Source organism: Rhizobium lusitanum (genome assembly GCF_014189535.1).
Taxonomy (GTDB): Bacteria; Pseudomonadota; Alphaproteobacteria; order Rhizobiales; family Rhizobiaceae; genus Rhizobium; species Rhizobium lusitanum_C.
The window spans coordinates 2,235,561-2,253,715 of sequence record NZ_CP050308.1 but is presented as its reverse complement, the minus strand read 5'-3'; the positions used below and the strand labels follow the sequence as shown (position 1 = coordinate 2,253,715).

Sequence of the window (18,155 nt, the reverse complement as noted above, 5' to 3'; positions counted from 1 at the left end):
CTTGCGGGTCAGAGGGCCGATGCCGGCCCCGTCGTTCCCCAAGGCGATTCGTAGAGCTCGCGCAGTGCGACGACCGCCGCCCCCTGCGCCCAGGTTTCGTCTGTCGACTGGTCGAAGACGAGTTCCGCTACCCCCTTGATCGACGGAGGGATCGCCAGCGAATAGGCCTCCCTGAGGCTGTCCAGGAAGGGCTGGCCGAGCGCCAGGCTCGAGCCGACGAGAATGACACGCGGCGGCGCGAAGAGCGTGACGATGTTGGCAAGCGCCATGCCGCAGGCCTCGCCGGCACGGATCGCCGCGCTGATCAGCGCATTGTCCTCGGCGGCGATTAGGGTTTGCGCATGCGCCATGCCGCGACCGAGGCGGATGGCTTCCGCAAAGCGGCCGTTGGGCTGGTCGCCGAGAATGGCGCTTTCGCCGGCGAGGCTTGAAAGCCTCACCGTTCCCTGCGACCCGATGCTGAGTGCAAGGTCGCCAAGATTATGGCTGAGGCCGCCGGCGCCGCGAAACAGCTGGCCGCCATGGAGCACGCCGAGGCCAAGCGTTTGCTCCAGCGACACCAGCACCACATCGTCCAGGTCCCGCGCCTCGCCGAACCAGTGGTGTGCCAGCGTGATGGCATGGGCATCGCTCTCGACAATGGTGGCGACGCCCAGCCGCTCGGACATTTCCTTGGCAAAGTCGACGCCGCTTTCGCGGAAGATCGGGCTCGTGCGGACATGGCCGGTGCGGTGCTCGATGACGCCGGGCAGGCCGAGGCAGACCTGGTCGATCTCATCCAGCGCCAGATTGGCGTCGAGGACGCAGCGGCGGACGCCATCCTCAATCAGATCGGCGATGACGCTGATCGGCTGCCGATCGACACGAAGGGCCAAGGTCAGCTTCGACAGTACCTCGCCGCAGAAATTGGTGACGACGAAGACCATGCGGTTGGCGGCGATTTTTGCACCAACAACCCGGGCGGCATCCGGATTGAGCTCCAGCATGACCCGTGGCCGGCCACGGGTGGCCGCCTCGCGCAGATCGCCCTCGGTGCGTGCCAGGATCAGGCCGTCATCGAGGAGCGAAGCGGTGATCGCCGAGACCGTGGTGGTCGAAAGCTGAGTGTATTCACTGATTTCAATACGTGCGATCGAGCCCGCCCGCCGGATCGTATCCAGCACATTGAAGCGGTTTATCGCCCGCATAAGCTCGGGATCTGCTGTTTTCATGAGAATGGTGCCGAATGATGATTCCGCTCGGTTGCGGCCTGGTATTTTTGACGGGATGCGAATTAAATAGCCTATGCTTGCAGCCCGATGTCAAGCCACTTCCCGCCGCTTCTGCCGAAAATTTAGGAATGGTGGTTGACATTTCAGCAAAGCTCCGTTGAATTAATCCGCATAAGGGAAAAATTATCGAGACTGATGTTCCCTTGGGAGGAGACAATCATGTTTTATGAACGTGGGGCGAAGGCCCTTCGCGGTGTGCGTATCGCCGCCATTGCTGCTGCCACCGGACTTGCGCTGCTTTCCGGCGCCACAAGTGCCGCGGCTGATACGACCGTCAAGTGGCTGCATCTGGAAACCGATCCGAGCTATGTCGCCGTCTGGCGCAAGATCGCCGATCAATACGAGGCTCAGCATCCGGGCGTGAAGATCCAGATGCAATTCCTGGCGAACGAGGCGTTCAAGGCAAAGCTGCCGACGCTGCTGCAATCGAGCGACGCGCCGGATTTCTTCTTCACCTGGGGCGGCGGCGTGCTGAAGCAGCAGGAGCAAACCGGTACGCTGATGGACCTGACCGCGGCGATGAACGCCAAGGACGGCGCCTGGCTGAAGACCTATAATCCGGCGGCGGTCAAGGGTCTGACCTTCGACGACAAGATCAGCGCCGTACCCTACAAGCTCGGCACGGTTTCCTTCTTCTACAACAAGGCGCTCTTCGCCAAGGCCGGCGTCGACGCGACGGCTATCAAGACCTGGGACGACTATCTGGCCGCAGTCAAGAAGATCAAGGCGGCCGGTATCGCGCCGATCGCCGGCGGCGGCGGCGAGAAGTGGCCGATCCACTTCTACTGGAGCTATCTGGTGATGCGCGACGGTGGCCAGCAGGTCTTCAACGACGCCAAGAACGGCAAGGGCAACGGCTTCAACGATCCGGCGATCATCAAGGCCGGAGAACAGCTAGCCGAGCTCGGCAAGCTCGATCCGTTCCAGCCCGGCTATCTCGGCGCCACCTGGCCGCAGACACTCGGCATTTTCGGTGATGGCAAGGCTGCGATGATCCTCGGCTTCGAAAACACCGTCGCCAACCAGCGCACCAATTCTGGCGACGGCAAGGGCCTGGCCGACGACAATGTCGGCCGTTTCGCCTTCCCGGCGGTCACAGGCGGCGCCGGTCTCGGGACCGATACGCTCGGCGGACTGAACGGCTGGGCCGTGACCAAGAAGGCCCCGCCGGAAGCACTCGATTTCCTCGCCTTTCTGACCAACGCGGAGAATGAACGCACGATGGCGCAAGCCGGCATGCTCATTCCGGCGACGGTCGGTTCCGAAGATGGCGTCAAGGGGCCGCTGATGGGCGACGCCGCCGAACAGCTGGCGCATTCGACCTGGCACCAGAACTTCTTCGACCAGGATCTTGGCCCCTCCGTTGGTCGCGTCGTTAACGACATGGCGGTCGGCATCGTCTCGGGCCAGATCACGCCGAAGGATGGCGCGCAGCAGGTCCAGGACGCCTTCGAGCAGGATCAGCTTTAAGCATCGGCTGGCGCCGGCAAGTCAATTTGGCCGGCGCCGTTCCTCTTTCGAATTGCAAATGTCGAGACCATCCATGACTGATGTGAGCGCAACGACCGCCATGCCGCCCATCGCAAGAGCGAAGCCGTCCGCGAAACGAAAATCGCCGGCCGCCCGTGGTCGCATGCCCGTCATCCTGTTGTTCCTGCCGCCGGCGCTGCTGCTTTTCAGCATCTTCGTCATCCTGCCGATGGGAGAAGCCGCCTGGTACAGCCTTTACCGATGGAACGGCTACGGACTGCCGACGGAGTTCGTTGGCCTGCGTAATTTCCAGGTGCTGTTCAAGAACACCGCGTTCCTGACCTCGCTCAAGAACAATGCGCTGATCATCGTGGTGTCGATCGCCGTGCAGGTGCCGCTTGCCATTTGGCTGGCGACAATGCTGGCGCACCGCATTCGCGGCGTCGTGCTCTTTCGACTGATCTTCTTCTTGCCTTATGTGCTGGCGGAAGTGGCAGCAGGCCTGATCTGGCGCTTCGTCTATGACGGTGACTACGGCCTGTTTGCCGCGATCGCGCATTTCCTTGGTACGGCCACGCCCTATGTGCTCGCTGACAAGGATCTGGCGATGTATGCGGTGCTCGGCGTGATCGTGTGGAAATATTTCGGCTTCCACATGATGCTGTTCATCGCTGGGCTGCAATCGCTCGACAAGAGCGTGCTGGAAGCCGCCGAAATCGACGGCGCCACCGGCTGGCAGAAATTCCGCTATGTCACGCTGCCGCTGCTCGGCTCGACGTTGCGCCTGTCAGTCTTCTTCGCCGTCGTCGGCTCGCTGCAGCTCTTCGACATGATCATGCCGCTCACCGGCGGCGGACCGTTCAACTCGACGCAGACGATGGTGACTTTCCTCTACAATTTCGGCGTCACCCGCATGCAGGTCGGCCTCGGCAGCGCCGTCGGCGTCGTGCTGTTCGTCATCTGCGTCACCCTCGCCTTCGGCTACAAACGGATATTTATGCGCAATGACTGATATCGCCTCATCCGTTCGACTGAAGATCGGCACGAAGATCTATCTCTATGCGTCGCTGACCATCATCGCCGCCATCGTGCTGATCCCGCTGCTGACGACCATGCTCGGCGGTTTCAAATCGCTGGGCGATCTCCGGGTTAATCCCTTCGGCCTGCCGGCCGAGTGGCATTTCGAGAATTATACCGGCATTCTGTTCGGCGACCGCTATTGGCGGCAGATGATGAATTCGCTGATCATTGCGGTGCTGACCGTGTTCCTCACGGTGTCGGTTTCGGCGATGGCCGCCTTTGCCTTCGCGCATGTAAAATTCTTCGGCTCGAACTTCCTTCTCAACTATTTCCTGATTGGGCTGATGTTCCCGGCGGCGACCGCGATCCTGCCGCTGTTCATCCGCATCCGCGATCTCGGCCTGCTCAATACATATTGGGGCGTTGTGCTGCCGCAGGTGGCCTTCGGCCTCGGCATGAGCATTCTTCTGTTCCGAAACTATTTTCGAAACCTTCCGGAAGAATTGTTCCAGGCGGCTTTTGTCGATGGCTGCGGCTATATCCGCTTCTTCTGGTATATCTCGCTGCCGCTCTCCCGGCCGATCATCGCCACCGTCAGCATCATCTCCTTCGTCGGCAGCTGGAACAGCTACATCCTGCCGCTGATCATGCTGAACTCGGATTCGATCTATCCCTGGCCGCTCGGCATGATGGTCTATAGCGGCGAATTCGGCACGGAATGGGAACTGGTGTTGGCCTTCATAACGCTCACCATCCTGCCCACCATCATCGTCTTCTTCCTGGCGCAGAAACACATCATCGCGGGTCTCACCGCCGGTGCCGTGAAGTCCTGAGCCTAGAGCAGTTCAGCGTTTCACGGAAACTCTGAACTGCTCTATCTCTTTGTTTTCTAGCAATTCCGGACGGAAAACCGCTACGCACTTTTCCTGGAATTGCTCTAATCGGAGCAAAAAGCATGGCATCCGTCGAACTGCACAACATCCACAAGGCCTATGGCGCGCTGCCGGTCATTCACGATATATCGCTGGCAATCGACGACGGCGAGTTCATCGCCCTCGTCGGTCCCTCCGGCTGCGGGAAATCGACCCTTCTGCGCATGATCGCCGGCCTGGAAGAAATCACCGATGGTGACGTCTCGATCGGTGGACAGGTGGTCAACGCCATGACGCCGCGCGAGCGCAACATCGCCATGGTCTTCCAGTCCTATGCGCTTTATCCGCACATGACCGTCGCCGAGAACATGGGCTTCAACCTGAAGCTCTCGGGCGAGACAAAGCCGATGATCGAGCAGCGGGTCAACGAAGCCGCGCGCATGCTCGACCTCACCAAGCTGCTCGACCGCAAACCGGCGCAGCTTTCCGGCGGCCAGCGCCAGCGCGTCGCCATGGGCCGCGCCATTGTGCGCAACCCTGCCGTCTTCCTGTTCGACGAGCCCTTGTCGAACCTCGACGCGAAGCTGCGTGTGCAGATGCGCTCCGAGATCAAGGCTTTGCATCAGAAGGTGCAGACGACTTCTATCTACGTCACCCACGACCAGATCGAAGCCATGACGCTTGCCGACCGCATCGTCGTCCTAAACCAGGGGCGGATCGAACAGCAGGGCACGCCGATCGAGCTTTATAGGCAACCAGCCAATCTCTTCGTCGCCGGCTTCATTGGCTCGCCGGCGATGAATTTCCTCGATGGCGTGGTGGAGGGCGTCAACGGCTCGGCTTACGTGCGGCTGACGGATGGTACGCCGCTGCGCATCGCCAGCGAACGCAAGGTGCAGCCCGGTCAGAGCGTGAAGATCGGCCTGCGGCCGGAGCATCTCAGTCTGACGGGGAACGGTTCGCCGCTCACTGGCCAGACGCTGCTGGTCGAACCGACCGGCGCGCAGACGCATGTGCTGTTCGATCTTGCCGGCGAACAGGTAACCGCCGTCGTCGACGGCGAAGCGCCTGTTCGCTACGGCGAGCAATTGAAGGTCACCGTCAATCCCGATCAGGTCTATGTCTTCGACGCGACAAGCGGGCTGACGCTTTAAGCCTCCACAGTGATCGCATCGACGCGATCGGGGTAGAAAGCCATGTAACCTTTGATCCGGCCGACGGAAGGATAGGGATTTTCGTAGGTCCAGATCGCATTCACCGAACGCTTGCCGCCGGCCGGAATGCTGTAATAGGAGCAATCGCCCTTATAGGGGCAGTAGGTCGTATGGTCGGTTCTCCCGAGGGCTGACATGTCGACATCCTTGCGGGGGATGTAAAGGACCGCCGGATAGGAGGCTTCCTTCAGCGACAGTGCTTCCCGCGTATCGGCGATGACCTTGCCGGCGACTGTCACGGTGACATGCGCATGCTTGTCCTCGATCGTGATGGGGTGATCGGGGCCGGGGATTTTGACCGGTTTTTCGGGCATGATGGCCTCCTTGGGTGTGCCTGAGCATCCGCATTCAAAAGGATATAGGAACACTTCGGTGGATTATCAGGCTTTCATCGCCCCCCAGCGCAAGCCGTCCATCGCTCTTGACGATGGGGCGGCCGGCAAGTTCCGCTCAAGGGCTGCCGAAGTTGCCGCCGCCAGGACCCGGTCCGGGGCCTCGCCCGAAGCCGAAGAAGGGTGGCGGTGGCGGCGGATCGTGTTCGGCCGGAACGTCGAGATAGCTCATGATGTTGTCGACGTGATTGACCTGCGAGCGCAGATTGTCGAGCGACTTTCCGGTGAGATTGGTGCCGGCCGGGAGCTGGGCGGTCAACGGGTTCTCGTAGCGGCCGTTGACGCGCAGTTCGTAGTAGAGATGCGGGCCGGTCGAATAACCTGTCGAGCCGACATAGGCGATGACCTGGCCCTGGGTGACGCGTTCACCGATATGCAGGTCCGATGGCGTCGCGGAAATATGGGCATAGGTCGTCTCGTAGCCGCCGTCATGGCGAATGCGGACATATTTGCCGTAGCCGGTTTCCCAAGAAATCTTTTCGACGACGCCGTCGCCGCCGGCCATGATCGGGCTGCCCATCGGCGCGCGGAAATCGACGCCGTTGTGGAATTTCTTGACGCCCAGAATAGGATGGATACGCCAGGCGAAACCGTCGCCGAGTTTCCCATTGGGTACGGGTCGGTGGTTCAGCACCTTGGCGACGGAATGGCCGCCCTCGTCGTAGAATTCCGAGGGGCCTTCGCCGCTTCCCTTGTGCAGATAGTAGCGGTGCGTGTCGCCATCGGTATGGAATTCGATGAACAACAGCTCGCTTTTGTCATCGTCCGCCTTGCGGGACAAAAGGTCGACGCTGTCGGGTGCGTTGTCGCCACCGGTCAGCGAAATGCCGTTGGCCTTGGCGAGCTTGATCAGCTGGGCAGCACTTGCCTCGGAAAGGCCGGCCTTCTCCAGCTTGGCGTCGATTGTCGACTCATTGTCGTCGTCTATGCCCTTGAGATCGACGGCAGCGACTTCCGAAGAGGACGGCGCGTCGGCCTGGCTCTCGCTATAAAGCGTCGAAAACAGCCGGTCGTCGGTCATCGGCACGAAGCCGTCGGCATCGTCGCGGGCGACGATGCGCTCCGGTGTCTTGCCACCGCTGAGGCGGGCCATGATCAGTTTCGGCCGTGCGTCGGCGGTCTTCTTCTCCAAAAGCAGTTCCAGGCTGTCGCCGGGCGAAACCGTGTCGGTTTCCAGCGCCCGCTGCAGCTCGTCGCCGGCATCTCCGTCGAGACCGGCGGAGGCGAGGATGTCCTGCAGGTCCTGCCGATCCTTGGGCATGGAAACCAGCCTCTTGAACTCGCGGCCGGATTCGCCCGCAGCGGCCCTCGAGACGCTGACATTCAACGGCACGCCCCGGATCGGGAAGCGTGAGCGCCGGGCCGAGTCGTAGTGATTGGTCTGCGGATAGATGCCGTGGCGGATCTCGGTAAGTGCCGGCGGCGAGAACAATGCGGTCTCGGCACGCATATCGCCGCCATAGGCTGCGTTGATCGCCCTGGCGTCGCCGGTGGAGGGCTCGGTATTCTCGGCTTTGAAGACCAGCGTGGTGCGATGATAGGTGAAAATGCGGGTTTCGCCGCTCGAAAGCTTTTCCGCCACCTGAGCAAAGCGGGCGCCGTCGAAACGCTGTTTCGTGGCAAGCCGGTTGGCTTTGGGTGTTGCCGGCTGCGAGCGGACGATCTGGGCTGTCCGCATCGGCACGGCCTGTTCGATCGTGTGGCGGGCGAGCAGTGGATAGAGAACTATGGCGAGAAGGCCGAAAGACGCCGTGCCGGCAAGGCCGATGGCGATCAGGTGGCGAAGATGGGCAGAGCGCGGCAGAAAGGGGATATGAAATTCCTGCTGAGGCCGCGCCTGAATCGCAGCCTCTGCAGGAAATTGGACGCGCAATGGACTTTCGACCATGAAGTGAGGAACCCTGCAGACTGCGGTGGGCCCAAACTAGGGCAAATCATGGCGAAATCTAGGCAAATATTACGAGTCTGTTAATTGCCGTGATCGTCCACAGGGGTAGATTCACGCTTTGCGGGCGATTCGTCAACCGAAGATGGTGTCGTAAAGCAGCTTGAAGTTCAGCACCAGGATGATTGCGACGACAAGCCAGGAGAGAATGGCAACGCTCCTGGACACGACGAATTTGCCCATTTTCTGGGGGTCCGTGACGAATTGGACTAGCGGAATGACCGCGAAGGGCAACTGCATGGAGAGCACGACCTGGCTCAGCACCAACAGATCGGCAGTGCCTTTTTCACCATAAAATGCAGTGACGAACACAACCGGAATAATTGCAAGACCACGGGTCAAAAGCCGTCTTGCCCAGTGCGGAATGCGCAGGCGGAGGAACCCCTCCATCACGATCTGGCCGGCGAGCGTCGCCGTCACGGTGGAGTTGAGGCCGGAGGCAAGCAGCGCCACGGCGAACAGGGTCGAGGCGATGCCGAGGCCGAGGAGCGGCGACAACAACTCGTAGGCTTGGCCGATTTCGGCGACATCGGCATGTCCGCTGGTGTTGAAAGCGGCGGCGGCGACGATCAGGATCGCTGCGTTGACGAAGAGCGCCAGCATCAAGGCGATGGTGCTGTCGGTCGTAGCCCACTTGATCGCGTCGCGACGACCTTCGTCATCGCGCTTATAGGCGCGGGTCTGCACGATCGAGGAGTGCAGATAAAGATTATGCGGCATGACGGTGGCGCCGATGATGCCCATGGCGATGTAGAGCATCTCGTGATTGGTGACGATCTCCGGCGAAGGGATGAAGCCGTGAAGGATGGCGGCGATCGGCGGCGCGGCTGCGATGATCTGGACGGCGAAGCAGGTGGCGATGACGATCAGCAGTGCGATGACGAAGGCTTCGAGGAAGCGGAAGCCCTTGTTCATCAGGAGCAGCAGCAGGAAGGCGTCGAGCGCGGTGATCAGCGCGCCGCCGATCAGCGGAATGCCGAAGAGCAGTTGCAGCGCGATCGCCGTGCCGATGACTTCGGCAAGGTCGCAAGCGATGATGGCGAGTTCGCAGGCAAACCACAGGGCCAGATTGACCGGCCTTGGGTAATGATCGCGACAGGCCTGCGCCAGATCGCGGCCGGTGGCGATGCCGAGCCGGGCGGAGAGCGCTTGCAGCAGGATCGCCATCAGGTTCGACAGCATGATGACCGAAAGCAGGGTGTAGCCGAATTGCGCGCCGCCGGCGAGATCGGTCGCCCAGTTGCCCGGATCCATATAGCCAACCGAGACCATGTAGCCAGGACCCATGAAGGCGAGCAGCCGTCGGACCCAGGTGCCGGTATGCGGGACATAAACAGTGGCGTTGACTTCGGGAAGACTTGGACGGGCGTCCTCATCCGGGCTGGCGAATTTCCATGCGCGCGGCGCGGCAGTTTCTTGGATCTGCGTCATACTAAGGGGGCTCCGGGGGATTGAGCTATGATCTGTCTAAAGAAATATGCTGGATATCAACATTATGCAATAGGCTATATTTCATAGATTCGGCATTATAATCGACCGGCGCCACCCTCGTAATCCGAGCCGATGCCGCCTGTGTTTGCGCTGCTTTACCCACCCATCTCCACACCAGGGAGAGGGAGTTCTCCACCGCCGAATTCGGGAAAATCGGCTCGGCGGTTGCAGCAAGCTCGGCGAGCGGGTAACTGGGCGCACAAAATTCTGGCGAAGCGGGGAAATGCCTCAGGCTGCAAAGGCGGCATCCGCTTATGCCCAGGCTTTCAAGATTGAAGCCGGTGCTATAAAGATGAAAGTGAGTTTACCGGGACTCATGGGGAGAAGAACCTAGTTGCCGACGAAAAGACCGCCTATCCAACGAGATGAACCATTGCTGGATGCGGAGACGCATTCGGAGGGCTTTCGGCATACGAGGGAGGCCACGCGCGGCGCGCTCGTGGAGGATTATGTCGAGCTGATCGCCGATCTCATCGACGACGGCAACGAGGCCCGGCAGGTGGATATCGCGGCAAGGCTCGGCGTCTCGCAGCCGACCGTCGCCAAAATGCTGGCGCGGCTCTGCGAGGACGGGCTCGTATCGCGGCGGCCCTATCGCGGCGTTTTCCTGACGGATGCGGGCAACAGGATCGCCCAGGACATCCGCGCCCGCCACCAGACGGTTGAAGCTTTTCTGCGCTGGCTTGGCGTCAGCGCCGAAACGGCGCGGATCGACGCCGAGGGCATTGAGCACCATGTCAGTGCCGAGACGCTGGAGGCGTTCCGCCGCGCGATGCAGCACGAGGGCTGATCGCGGGCGACTGCCCCTATTCGGCGGCGTCGTGCTCGGAGATGGAGTTCTGACCCTCGACCGGCCGCCGCATCGACCCGATCACGCTGCGCACCAGCCTCTCGCCGACGTCGGTCACCGGAAACGACTTGCTCGAGCGAAGCCATTCGGCAAAGAGGCCGTTCATGCAGCATTGGAAGGCGCGGGCGGCGGTGTCGACGGTCCAGTTGGGCGCGAGCTTGCCTTGCCGGTCGGCCATGTCGATCAGCTTCTGCAGTTTGTCGTACATTTCGGCATTGGCGGTGATGATGCGCAAGGCGGCGTCGGAGGGGTCTTCGGTGAATTCGCAGCCCAGAATCATGATGGCGAAGATGCGCTGCTGATGCTCGTCGTTCGCCAGGATATGCACAACCTCGATCGATGCCTGTTCGATCAGGCTCAAGGGATCGTCATGGCCATGCTCCAGGGCGTGGTCGACGAGGTCTTCCTGCGGCAGGCGGATTTCGCTGTGCAGCGCCGTCAGCACCTCGGCCTTGTCCTTGAAATGCCAGTAGATCGCGCCGCGCGTCACGCCGGCACGTCTGGCGATCTTGTCGAGGGTGGAGCCGCTGACGCCGTTTTCATAGAAAACCTCAGCGGCGGCCGCCAAAACCTCCTCCCTGGTTTTGGCAGCATCTTCCTTGGTCCTGCGCATTCGATCTTCCCACTTTTGCGCGAGGCGAGAAACTTTATTTCATCTCTCCTCATCTAATTGATTTTATGTGAGATTGTCCGGAAACTCTTGCGCCGTCCCGGGGCTCATGTAACAGGTCACGCCGATTTGATATTTACAATCATTCATGTATGTTTGTATGCTGCGACGCAATAAAAATGTCAAAACTCGTGGTGATTTTTTATGACGGCGCATTCCCGCTCCTTTTTGCGCGGCAGCTTTCTCGCAGCCGGTGTCCTCCTTCTCAGCGCGTATTCCTCCCTTGCCCAGCAGGCGGGGCAGATGCCGCCGCCGCAGGTGACCGTGGTCGACGTTAAGCCCGAGACCGTGCAGCTCACCTATGAATATGCTGCGCGCATCTCCGCCTATAGGCAAGTCGATGTCCGCGCTCGCGTCGGCGGTATCCTGTTGAAAAGGAATTTTGTCGAGGGTGCCGAGGTCAAGGCCGGCGACGTGCTGTTCCTGATCGACCCCGCGTCCTTTGAGGCGGTGCTTGCGCAGGCTCAGGCGCAGTTGCAGCAAGCCGACGCGCAGCTAAATCAGGCGCAGCGCGAGGAAAAGCGCAATATCAATCTCTTCGACCAGAACGCCGTTACGCAAAAGGCGCGGGACGACGCGATTTCCACGCGTCAGCTGGCGGATGCCGCGGTCGCCTCGGCCCGGGCGCAGGTGCAGACGGCGCAGCTCAATCTGGACTACACCAAGGTCACGGCACCGGTCGGCGGCATTACCACCCTGGAACAGGTCTCCGAGGGCAGCCTGATCGGCACGACCGGCGATACGGGCCTGCTTACCAGCATCACCCAGCTCGACCCGGTCTATGTCAATTTCTCCTTCTCGGACACGCAGGCCGCCGAAGTGCGCCGTTTGATCGATCTCAAGAAGGCCAAGGGCGAAGCGCCTAACCTCGGCGTGAAGATCTCCTTCGGCGACGGCACGACCTATGACCATGACGGCGTCGTCGACTTCACCTCGTCCACCATCGACGCTTCGACCGGCACGTTGCAGGCGCGAGCCGTGGTGGACAATCCCGTTCGCCGGCTGCTGCCCGGCCAATTCGTGCGCGCTACCGTTACCGGTGTCTCGCTCGACAATGCCATCACCATTCCGGAAGTGGCGTTGATGCAGAGCCCGCAGGGGCAGTTCGTCTACACCATCGACAAGGACGGCAAGGCGCATGTCAATCCGGTGACGCTCGGCCAGAAGGTCGGCGGCAACTGGCTCGTCCTGTCGGGCCTCAAAGCCGGCGATAGACTGATCGTCGAAGGCATCATCAAGGTGCGCCCCGGCGCGCCCGTGCAGGCGGCGGCAGCCGCCACGCCCAGCGACGCGAACAAGGTAGTGCAGAACTGATGTTGGGAAACAGATTCTTCATCGATCGCCCCGTTTTCGCGGCGGTGATCTCGATCGTCATCCTGCTTGCGGGCGCCGTCTGCATCCGCATCCTGCCGATCGCGCAATATCCAGAGCTGACGCCGCCGCAGGTGGTCGTCACCGCCACCTATCCCGGCGCCAGCGCCGAGACCGTCGCCCAGACCGTTGCCGCTCCGTTGGAACAGCAGATCAACGGCGTCGAAAACATGCTCTACATGCAGTCGTCGAACTCCAATAGCGGCGCAATGCAGATCACGGTCACCTTCGCGCTCGGCACCGATCCGGACCAGGCGGCGATCAACGTCAACAACCGCGTGCAGCGCGCCGTCACCACCCTGCCGCAGGACGTGACCCGTCTCGGCGTCGTCGTCACCAAGCGCTCGACCTCGATCCTCGGCTTCGTGGCGATGTATTCGACAGACAGCCGCTACGACCGCGCCTTCGTCGGTAACTACGCGCTGCTCAACGTCATCGACGATCTCAAGCGCATTCCCGGCATCGGCGACGTCAACCTGCTTGGCGACATCGATTATTCCATGCGGATCTGGCTGCGGCCGGACAAGCTGGCGCAGTATAATCTGACGCCGAGCGATGTCTCGGCCGCCATCCAGGAACAGAATTCGCAGTTTGCGGCCGGTAGGTTCGGCGACCAGCCGAGCAACACTGCCCAGCCCTTTACCTATACGGTGACGACGCAGGGACGCCTTGCCGATATCGACGCCTTTGGCGACATCATCCTGCGTTCGAATGCCAATGCCGCGACGCTGAGGCTGAAGGACGTGGCGCGCATCGAACTCGGCACCAAGAGCTATTCGGTCCAGAGCAGCCTGAACGGCACGCCAGCCATCCCGATCGCCGTCTATCTCCAGCCCGGTGCCAACGCGCTGAATACGATGGCGGCGCTCAAGGGGCGTCTCGACGAGTTGCAGAAATCCTTCCCGCAGGGCGTCGCATACCAGATCCCCTACGACACGACCAAGTTCATCCAGGTGTCGATCGAGGAGGTGCTTCGTACCTTCCTTGAGGCGATCGTGCTCGTCATCATCGTCGTCTTCGTCTTCCTGCAGAACTGGCGCGCGACGCTGATCCCGGTCATCGCCGTACCGATCTCGATCATCGGCACCTTCGCCGGCATGTATGTGCTCGGCTTCTCGATCAATCTTCTGACGCTGTTCGGCCTGGTGCTGGCCATCGGTATCGTGGTGGACGACGCTATCGTCGTGCTCGAAAACGTCGAGCGCTTGATGGCAACAGAGAAATTGTCGCCGAAGCAGGCGGCGATTAAGGCGATGGGCGAAGTGACCGGTCCAGTCATTGCGATCGTGCTGGTGCTCTGCGCCGTGTTTATCCCGGTCTCGTTCATGGGCGGGCTCGCCGGCCAGATGTACAAGCAGTTCGCCGTCACCATCGCGATCTCGGTCACCATCTCGGGTATCGTGGCGCTGACGCTGACACCGGCGCTCTGCGCGCTGATCCTGAAGCCCGGCCATCACGAGCCGGTGCTGCCCTTCCGTATCTTCAATCGTGCCTTCGACCGGTTGACGCGGGGCTATACGGCCGGCGTCGCCTTCTTCCTGAAGCGCATGGTGCTTGGCTGCGTGCTGGTTGCCGGCATGCTCGGCGCGACCGGTTATCTTTTCTATACTCTGCCGGGCTCGCTGGTGCCGGACGAGGACCAGGGCTCGCTGTTCCAGATCGCCATCCTGCCGCCGGCGGCCTCGCTGACGCGCACGCAGGCTGTCATGGATCAGGCGCTGGTCAATACCGAGAAGCTCCCCGGCGTCGAGAACGTCTTCGCCGTTGCCGGCTTCGACCTGCTCTCGGGTGGTCTGAAGAGCAGCGCCGGCGTCGCCTTCGTGACACTGAAGGACTGGAGCGAGCGCAAGACGCCCGAACTCGACGCCCGCAACATGGCTGGTCCGCTGATTGGCGCCAACATGGGCATCAAGGACGCCATGGTGCTCGCCTTCAACCCTCCGCCGATCCAGGGCCTTTCGACGACGGGCGGCTTCGAAGTCTATGTTCAGGACCGCTCCGGTAAGGGCGTCGCGGGACTTTCGGAGGAAGCACAAAAGCTCGTGGCGGCTGCTTCCAAGCGGCCGGAGCTGGCGGGCGTGCGTACCACGCTCGATACCAACGTGCCACAGTTCCGCGCCGATCTCGACCGCGAGAAGGCGAAGGCTCTCGGCGTGCCGATCAACTCGGTCTTCGATGCCATGCAGGCGACCTTCGGCAGCCTCTATGTCAACGACTTCACGCTTTATGGCCGCAACTATCAGGTCAACCTGCAATCGGAAGCGCCGTTCCGCGAATCGCCCGACGACCTGCGCCAGGTCTTCGTGCGCTCCGACAGCGGCAAGATGATCCCGCTCGACACGCTGATCAAGGTGACGCGCACCATCGGGCCAGACCAGCTCGAACGCTACAACGCCTTCAACGCCGCCAAGGTCACTGGCAATCCGGCGCCCGGCTATACCTCCGGCGATGCGATCAAGGCGATGCAGCAGGTGGCGACTGAGACCCTGCCGGAAGGCTTCCAGATTGCCTGGACGGGCTCGGCCTATCAGGAACTGGAAACCGGCGGTGCGGGCACGCAGGCGATGATCTTCGGCGTCATCATGGTGTTTCTGATTCTGGCCGCGCAATATGAGAAGTGGAGCCTGCCGCTCGCCGTTCTCACCGCGATCCCCTTCGCGCTGTTCGGTGCCCTGCTTGCCACCTATCTGCGCGGGCTCACCAACGACGTCTATTTCCAGATCGGCATGGTGACGCTCATCGGTCTGGCGGCGAAGAACGCCATTCTGATCGTCGAGTTCGCGGTGATGAAACGCAAGGAGGGCATGAGCGCCGCCGAGGCGGCGCTGGAAGCCGCGCGCCTGCGTTTCCGTCCGATCGTCATGACCTCGCTCGCCTTCATCCTCGGCGTCGTGCCGCTGGCGATCAGCACCGGCGCAGGCTCCGCCAGCCGCCATGCCATCGGCACAGGCGTCATCGGCGGCATGCTGGCGGCGACTTTCCTTGCCACCTTCTTCATCCCGATGTTCTACCGTCTGATCGCTTGGAAACAGCCGAAGCCGGAAGAGGACGACAAGGATGATGTCGTCGTCCACCGGCAGGCGGCGGAATAGGTCGTCACTATCGAATGTCTATTATAAAAATGGCGCCCTCGGGTGCCATTTTTATTGCCCTGAAAGAGGCATCGATTACATCGGCGGAACGGTGCCGTTGAGGCCGACGGCGATGCGGTCGGCGGTGACTTTGCCGTCGTCGGATGCTTCGGCGGTGATGAAGACGGCGGCGCCGGCTTTCATGTCGTCCTTGGTGGCTGACGTTAGCGTTACGACCGGAGTGCCGTCCGGAATATTGATCTTCTTTTCACCGCCCTTATAGGTGAGGGTCAGCGTCGGGCCGCTGACCGATGTGACCGCATTGGCAACCGTGGCGTTGGTCATGGAACTGTTCGGCTTCGAATCCCATGGGCGGTCGCCCTCGCCGGTGCCTTTCATCGCAGCCGGAAAAATGACGACTTCGATGGCGCCGGCGACGCCGCTGGCGGTCGGCTCATTGGCAATGCCGACGAAATCGCCGGGCTTGATGTCGGCGGCCGAAGCCTTGACGACGCCGGCGACATTCCAGCCGGATTTCAGCGTGACGGCGATATCCTTGCCCTCGCGGGACTTGATCTTGAGGGTGTCTCCCTCGAGGCTCTCGATCGTGCCGCGCACGCGGACGCGTTCGGCGGCGTTGGCATCCTGCAGTGCTACGAGCGTCGCGACGACACCGGCGGCGAGCGTCAATGCGCCCTTCGTCAGAAGCTTGCGGTCCATGGACAGTCTCCTTGAGACATTCACTAATCGGTGGGTTTTCGATATGGCGGCCGGAGCCGGCCATCAAAGTTGCCGGCATGAGGCCATGCTCGACTGCAACGGGGCGATCCTATCGACCGCCCCGTAACCCCGCCAATCAAACAAGCGTGAGAGAGGTGTTCCCTGCCGGCAGGGCATACGCGGTGCTCACGCGGATGGCGGATCGCGCTCGGATATGAGCTGCCGTACCGCCTCGATATCGCGGTTCAGCGGCCGGTCGTCATGATAGTGGGCGACATGCGATCGCAGCAGTTTGTGGATCGCGTCAGTGCCAGGGGCGCGATTAGCGGTCGTTTCGAGGAAATCATGTGCCTGCGCCGCCGCCATCAATTCGATGGCGAGGATATGGTCGGCATTGTCGAGGATGGCGAGCAGCTTATTGGCCGCTGCCGTGGGATGCGCGAGAAAATCCTCCTGCAGGCCTGAAGTCAGGCCGCCGTCGAGGCTGGCGGGCGCGGCGAGCCGGCGGCTGTCGTTGACCAGCGCGGCTGCGGTATATTGCGCGATCATGAAGCCGGAATGGCTGCCTGCGTCGCTCGCGAGAAATGGCGGCAGGCCACTCACGAGTGGATTGACCAGCCGGTCCATGCGGCGTTCGCTCATCGTGGCGATCTGCGCCAGGGCGATTGCCAGGCTATCGGCGGCCTGAGCGAGCGCCGGCGCGACCGCGTGCGCCTCGGAGGAGACGACCGGCTCTTCCGGCGTGCCCGAGACGGCGGGATTATCGGTGACGGAGGCAAGTTCGCGGTCGGCGACGCTGGCGACGAAATCGAAGACGTCGCGCGCCGCGCCATGGGCATGCGGGATGGCGCGCAGGCTGAGGGCGTCCTGCGTGCGCCGGCCGATGGCGGCGGCAATCAGCCCGCTGCCCTGAAGGCACGCCCGCAGGGATGCGCCGACGGTCGCGATGCCCGGCGACTGGCGCAAATCCAGCACGGTCTCGTCAAAGGCCGCCATTTGTCCGCCGGCCGCCTCCAATGTCAGCGCCGCTGTGGCATCGGTCCAGGCGAGCAGGCGCTGGGTGCGGGCCAGCGCAACGCTGAAGAGGCCGGTGGCGCAGGCTGTGCCGTTGACGAGGCTCAGGCCTTCCTTGGCGCCGAGCACCAGCGGCTCCAGGCCGATCGCCGCCAGCGCCTCGCGACCGGACATGGACTTGCCGCCGACCCGGGCCGATCCCTCGCCGATCAGCACCAGTGCCGTGTGGGCATTGTGCGTCAGATAGCCGGCCGATCCCTTCGACGGTACGTCGGGAACGCAATCTTTTTCCAGAAAGGCGAGCAGATGCGCGACGATCTCCCGCCTCACGCCGGAATAACCATGGGCGAAATTGGCGATCTGGGCGGCGATGATGGCGCGCACCTCGCGCGGCTGCAACAGACTGCCGACGCCGCAGGCATGACTGAGGATGATGTTGCGCGACAGTTGGCTTTGTGAAGCCCGGTCGACCACCGTATCCGAGAGGGCGCCGACGCCGGTATTGATGCCGTAGGCGCGCACGCCGCGTTCGACGATGGCCTTGACGATCCGGCTGGCATGCTCGATCCGAGCCCAGGCGGCATCGTCCAAAACGAGCGTTTCACCGGCTGCGACATCGGCGATATCTCGCCAGGTGAGGGTGGTTTTGATTGTCACGGTCATTGCCGTATTGTCCTTGAGAGATCCCGGAAATCCGGGGTTTTGGTTTGAACTTTAAGGTTTCGTAGAGAGTTTAGGCCGCAAAACAGGCCAATTGCCTCAAAATGCCCTTCCTGCCGTGGTA

General features: G+C 61.8%; 14 protein-coding genes. 7 read left to right on the top strand and 7 right to left on the bottom strand.

Annotation, left to right across the window (positions count from 1 at the left end):
- Nucleotides 1-8: 8 nt before the first annotated feature.
- Complete coding sequence (locus HB780_RS24675) at nt 9-1,211, bottom strand: ROK family transcriptional regulator (RefSeq protein ID WP_183689979.1); 1,203 nt, start codon at nt 1,209-1,211, stop codon at nt 9-11.
- 219 nt (nt 1,212-1,430) lie between these two features.
- Between HB780_RS24675 and HB780_RS24670 the strand changes: the two genes are divergently transcribed.
- The 4 genes from HB780_RS24670 to HB780_RS24655 all read left to right on the top strand — a co-directional run bounded on the left by HB780_RS24670 (nt 1,431) and on the right by HB780_RS24655 (nt 5,787).
- Nucleotides 1,431-2,741, top strand: coding sequence for an ABC transporter substrate-binding protein (locus HB780_RS24670; protein WP_183689978.1), 1,311 nt, complete (start codon nt 1,431-1,433; stop codon nt 2,739-2,741).
- A 73-nt stretch (nt 2,742-2,814) separates the two neighbouring features.
- Entirely contained in the window at nt 2,815-3,753 is a 939-nt protein-coding gene (locus HB780_RS24665) for a carbohydrate ABC transporter permease (RefSeq protein WP_183689977.1), read from the top strand.
- A complete protein-coding gene (locus HB780_RS24660; RefSeq protein ID WP_183689976.1) occupies nt 3,746-4,594 on the top strand; it encodes a carbohydrate ABC transporter permease in 849 nt (282 codons plus the stop codon). The genes HB780_RS24665 and HB780_RS24660 overlap by 8 nt, the downstream gene beginning before the upstream one ends.
- A gap of 122 nt (nt 4,595-4,716) precedes the next feature.
- A complete protein-coding gene (locus HB780_RS24655; protein ID WP_183689975.1) occupies nt 4,717-5,787 on the top strand; it encodes an ABC transporter ATP-binding protein in 1,071 nt (356 codons plus the stop codon).
- Here HB780_RS24655 and HB780_RS24650 read toward each other — a convergent pair.
- The 3 genes from HB780_RS24650 to HB780_RS24640 all read right to left on the bottom strand — a co-directional run bounded on the left by HB780_RS24650 (nt 5,784) and on the right by HB780_RS24640 (nt 9,615).
- The gene (locus HB780_RS24650; RefSeq protein ID WP_183689974.1) at nt 5,784-6,161 is read right to left on the bottom strand and encodes a DUF427 domain-containing protein; all 378 of its coding nucleotides are present in this window, start codon (nt 6,159-6,161) and stop codon (nt 5,784-5,786) included. The two genes, HB780_RS24655 and HB780_RS24650, sit on opposite strands and share 4 nt — an antisense overlap.
- A 136-nt stretch (nt 6,162-6,297) precedes the next feature.
- A complete protein-coding gene (locus HB780_RS24645; RefSeq protein WP_183689973.1) occupies nt 6,298-8,127 on the bottom strand; it encodes a M23 family metallopeptidase in 1,830 nt (609 codons plus the stop codon).
- 132 nt (nt 8,128-8,259) lie between these two features.
- Nucleotides 8,260-9,615, bottom strand: a complete 1,356-nt coding sequence (locus HB780_RS24640; RefSeq protein WP_183689972.1) for an Nramp family divalent metal transporter — start codon at nt 9,613-9,615, stop codon at nt 8,260-8,262.
- A gap of 394 nt (nt 9,616-10,009) precedes the next feature.
- Here HB780_RS24640 and mntR point away from each other — a divergent pair, with 394 nt between their 5' ends.
- Entirely contained in the window at nt 10,010-10,465 is a 456-nt protein-coding gene (mntR, locus tag HB780_RS24635; protein ID WP_183689971.1) for a manganese-binding transcriptional regulator MntR, read from the top strand.
- 16 nt (nt 10,466-10,481) lie between these two features.
- Here mntR and HB780_RS24630 read toward each other — a convergent pair whose 3' ends face one another.
- Nucleotides 10,482-11,138, bottom strand: coding sequence for a TetR family transcriptional regulator (locus tag HB780_RS24630; protein ID WP_183689970.1), 657 nt, complete (start codon nt 11,136-11,138; stop codon nt 10,482-10,484).
- Nucleotides 11,139-11,339: 201 nt separating this feature from the next.
- On the opposite strand from HB780_RS24630, the gene HB780_RS24625 reads away from it, so the two are divergent.
- Together HB780_RS24625 and HB780_RS24620 are read left to right on the top strand one after the other, a co-directional pair.
- The gene (locus HB780_RS24625; RefSeq protein WP_183689969.1) at nt 11,340-12,509 is read left to right on the top strand and encodes an efflux RND transporter periplasmic adaptor subunit; all 1,170 of its coding nucleotides are present in this window, start codon (nt 11,340-11,342) and stop codon (nt 12,507-12,509) included.
- Nucleotides 12,509-15,658 (top strand): efflux RND transporter permease subunit, encoded by a 3,150-nt coding sequence (locus HB780_RS24620; protein ID WP_183689968.1) that lies wholly within the window; start codon nt 12,509-12,511, stop codon nt 15,656-15,658. Before HB780_RS24625 ends, HB780_RS24620 begins: the two co-directional genes overlap by 1 nt.
- Nucleotides 15,659-15,733: 75 nt before the next feature.
- Here HB780_RS24620 and HB780_RS24615 read toward each other — a convergent pair whose 3' ends face one another.
- Both HB780_RS24615 and HB780_RS24610 read right to left on the bottom strand, forming a co-directional pair.
- Nucleotides 15,734-16,357, bottom strand: coding sequence for a hypothetical protein (locus HB780_RS24615; RefSeq protein WP_183689967.1), 624 nt, complete (start codon nt 16,355-16,357; stop codon nt 15,734-15,736).
- Between the two features lie 186 nt (nt 16,358-16,543).
- Nucleotides 16,544-18,034, bottom strand: coding sequence for an HAL/PAL/TAL family ammonia-lyase (locus tag HB780_RS24610; RefSeq protein WP_183689966.1), 1,491 nt, complete (start codon nt 18,032-18,034; stop codon nt 16,544-16,546).
- Between the last annotated feature and the right edge of the window lie 121 nt (nt 18,035-18,155).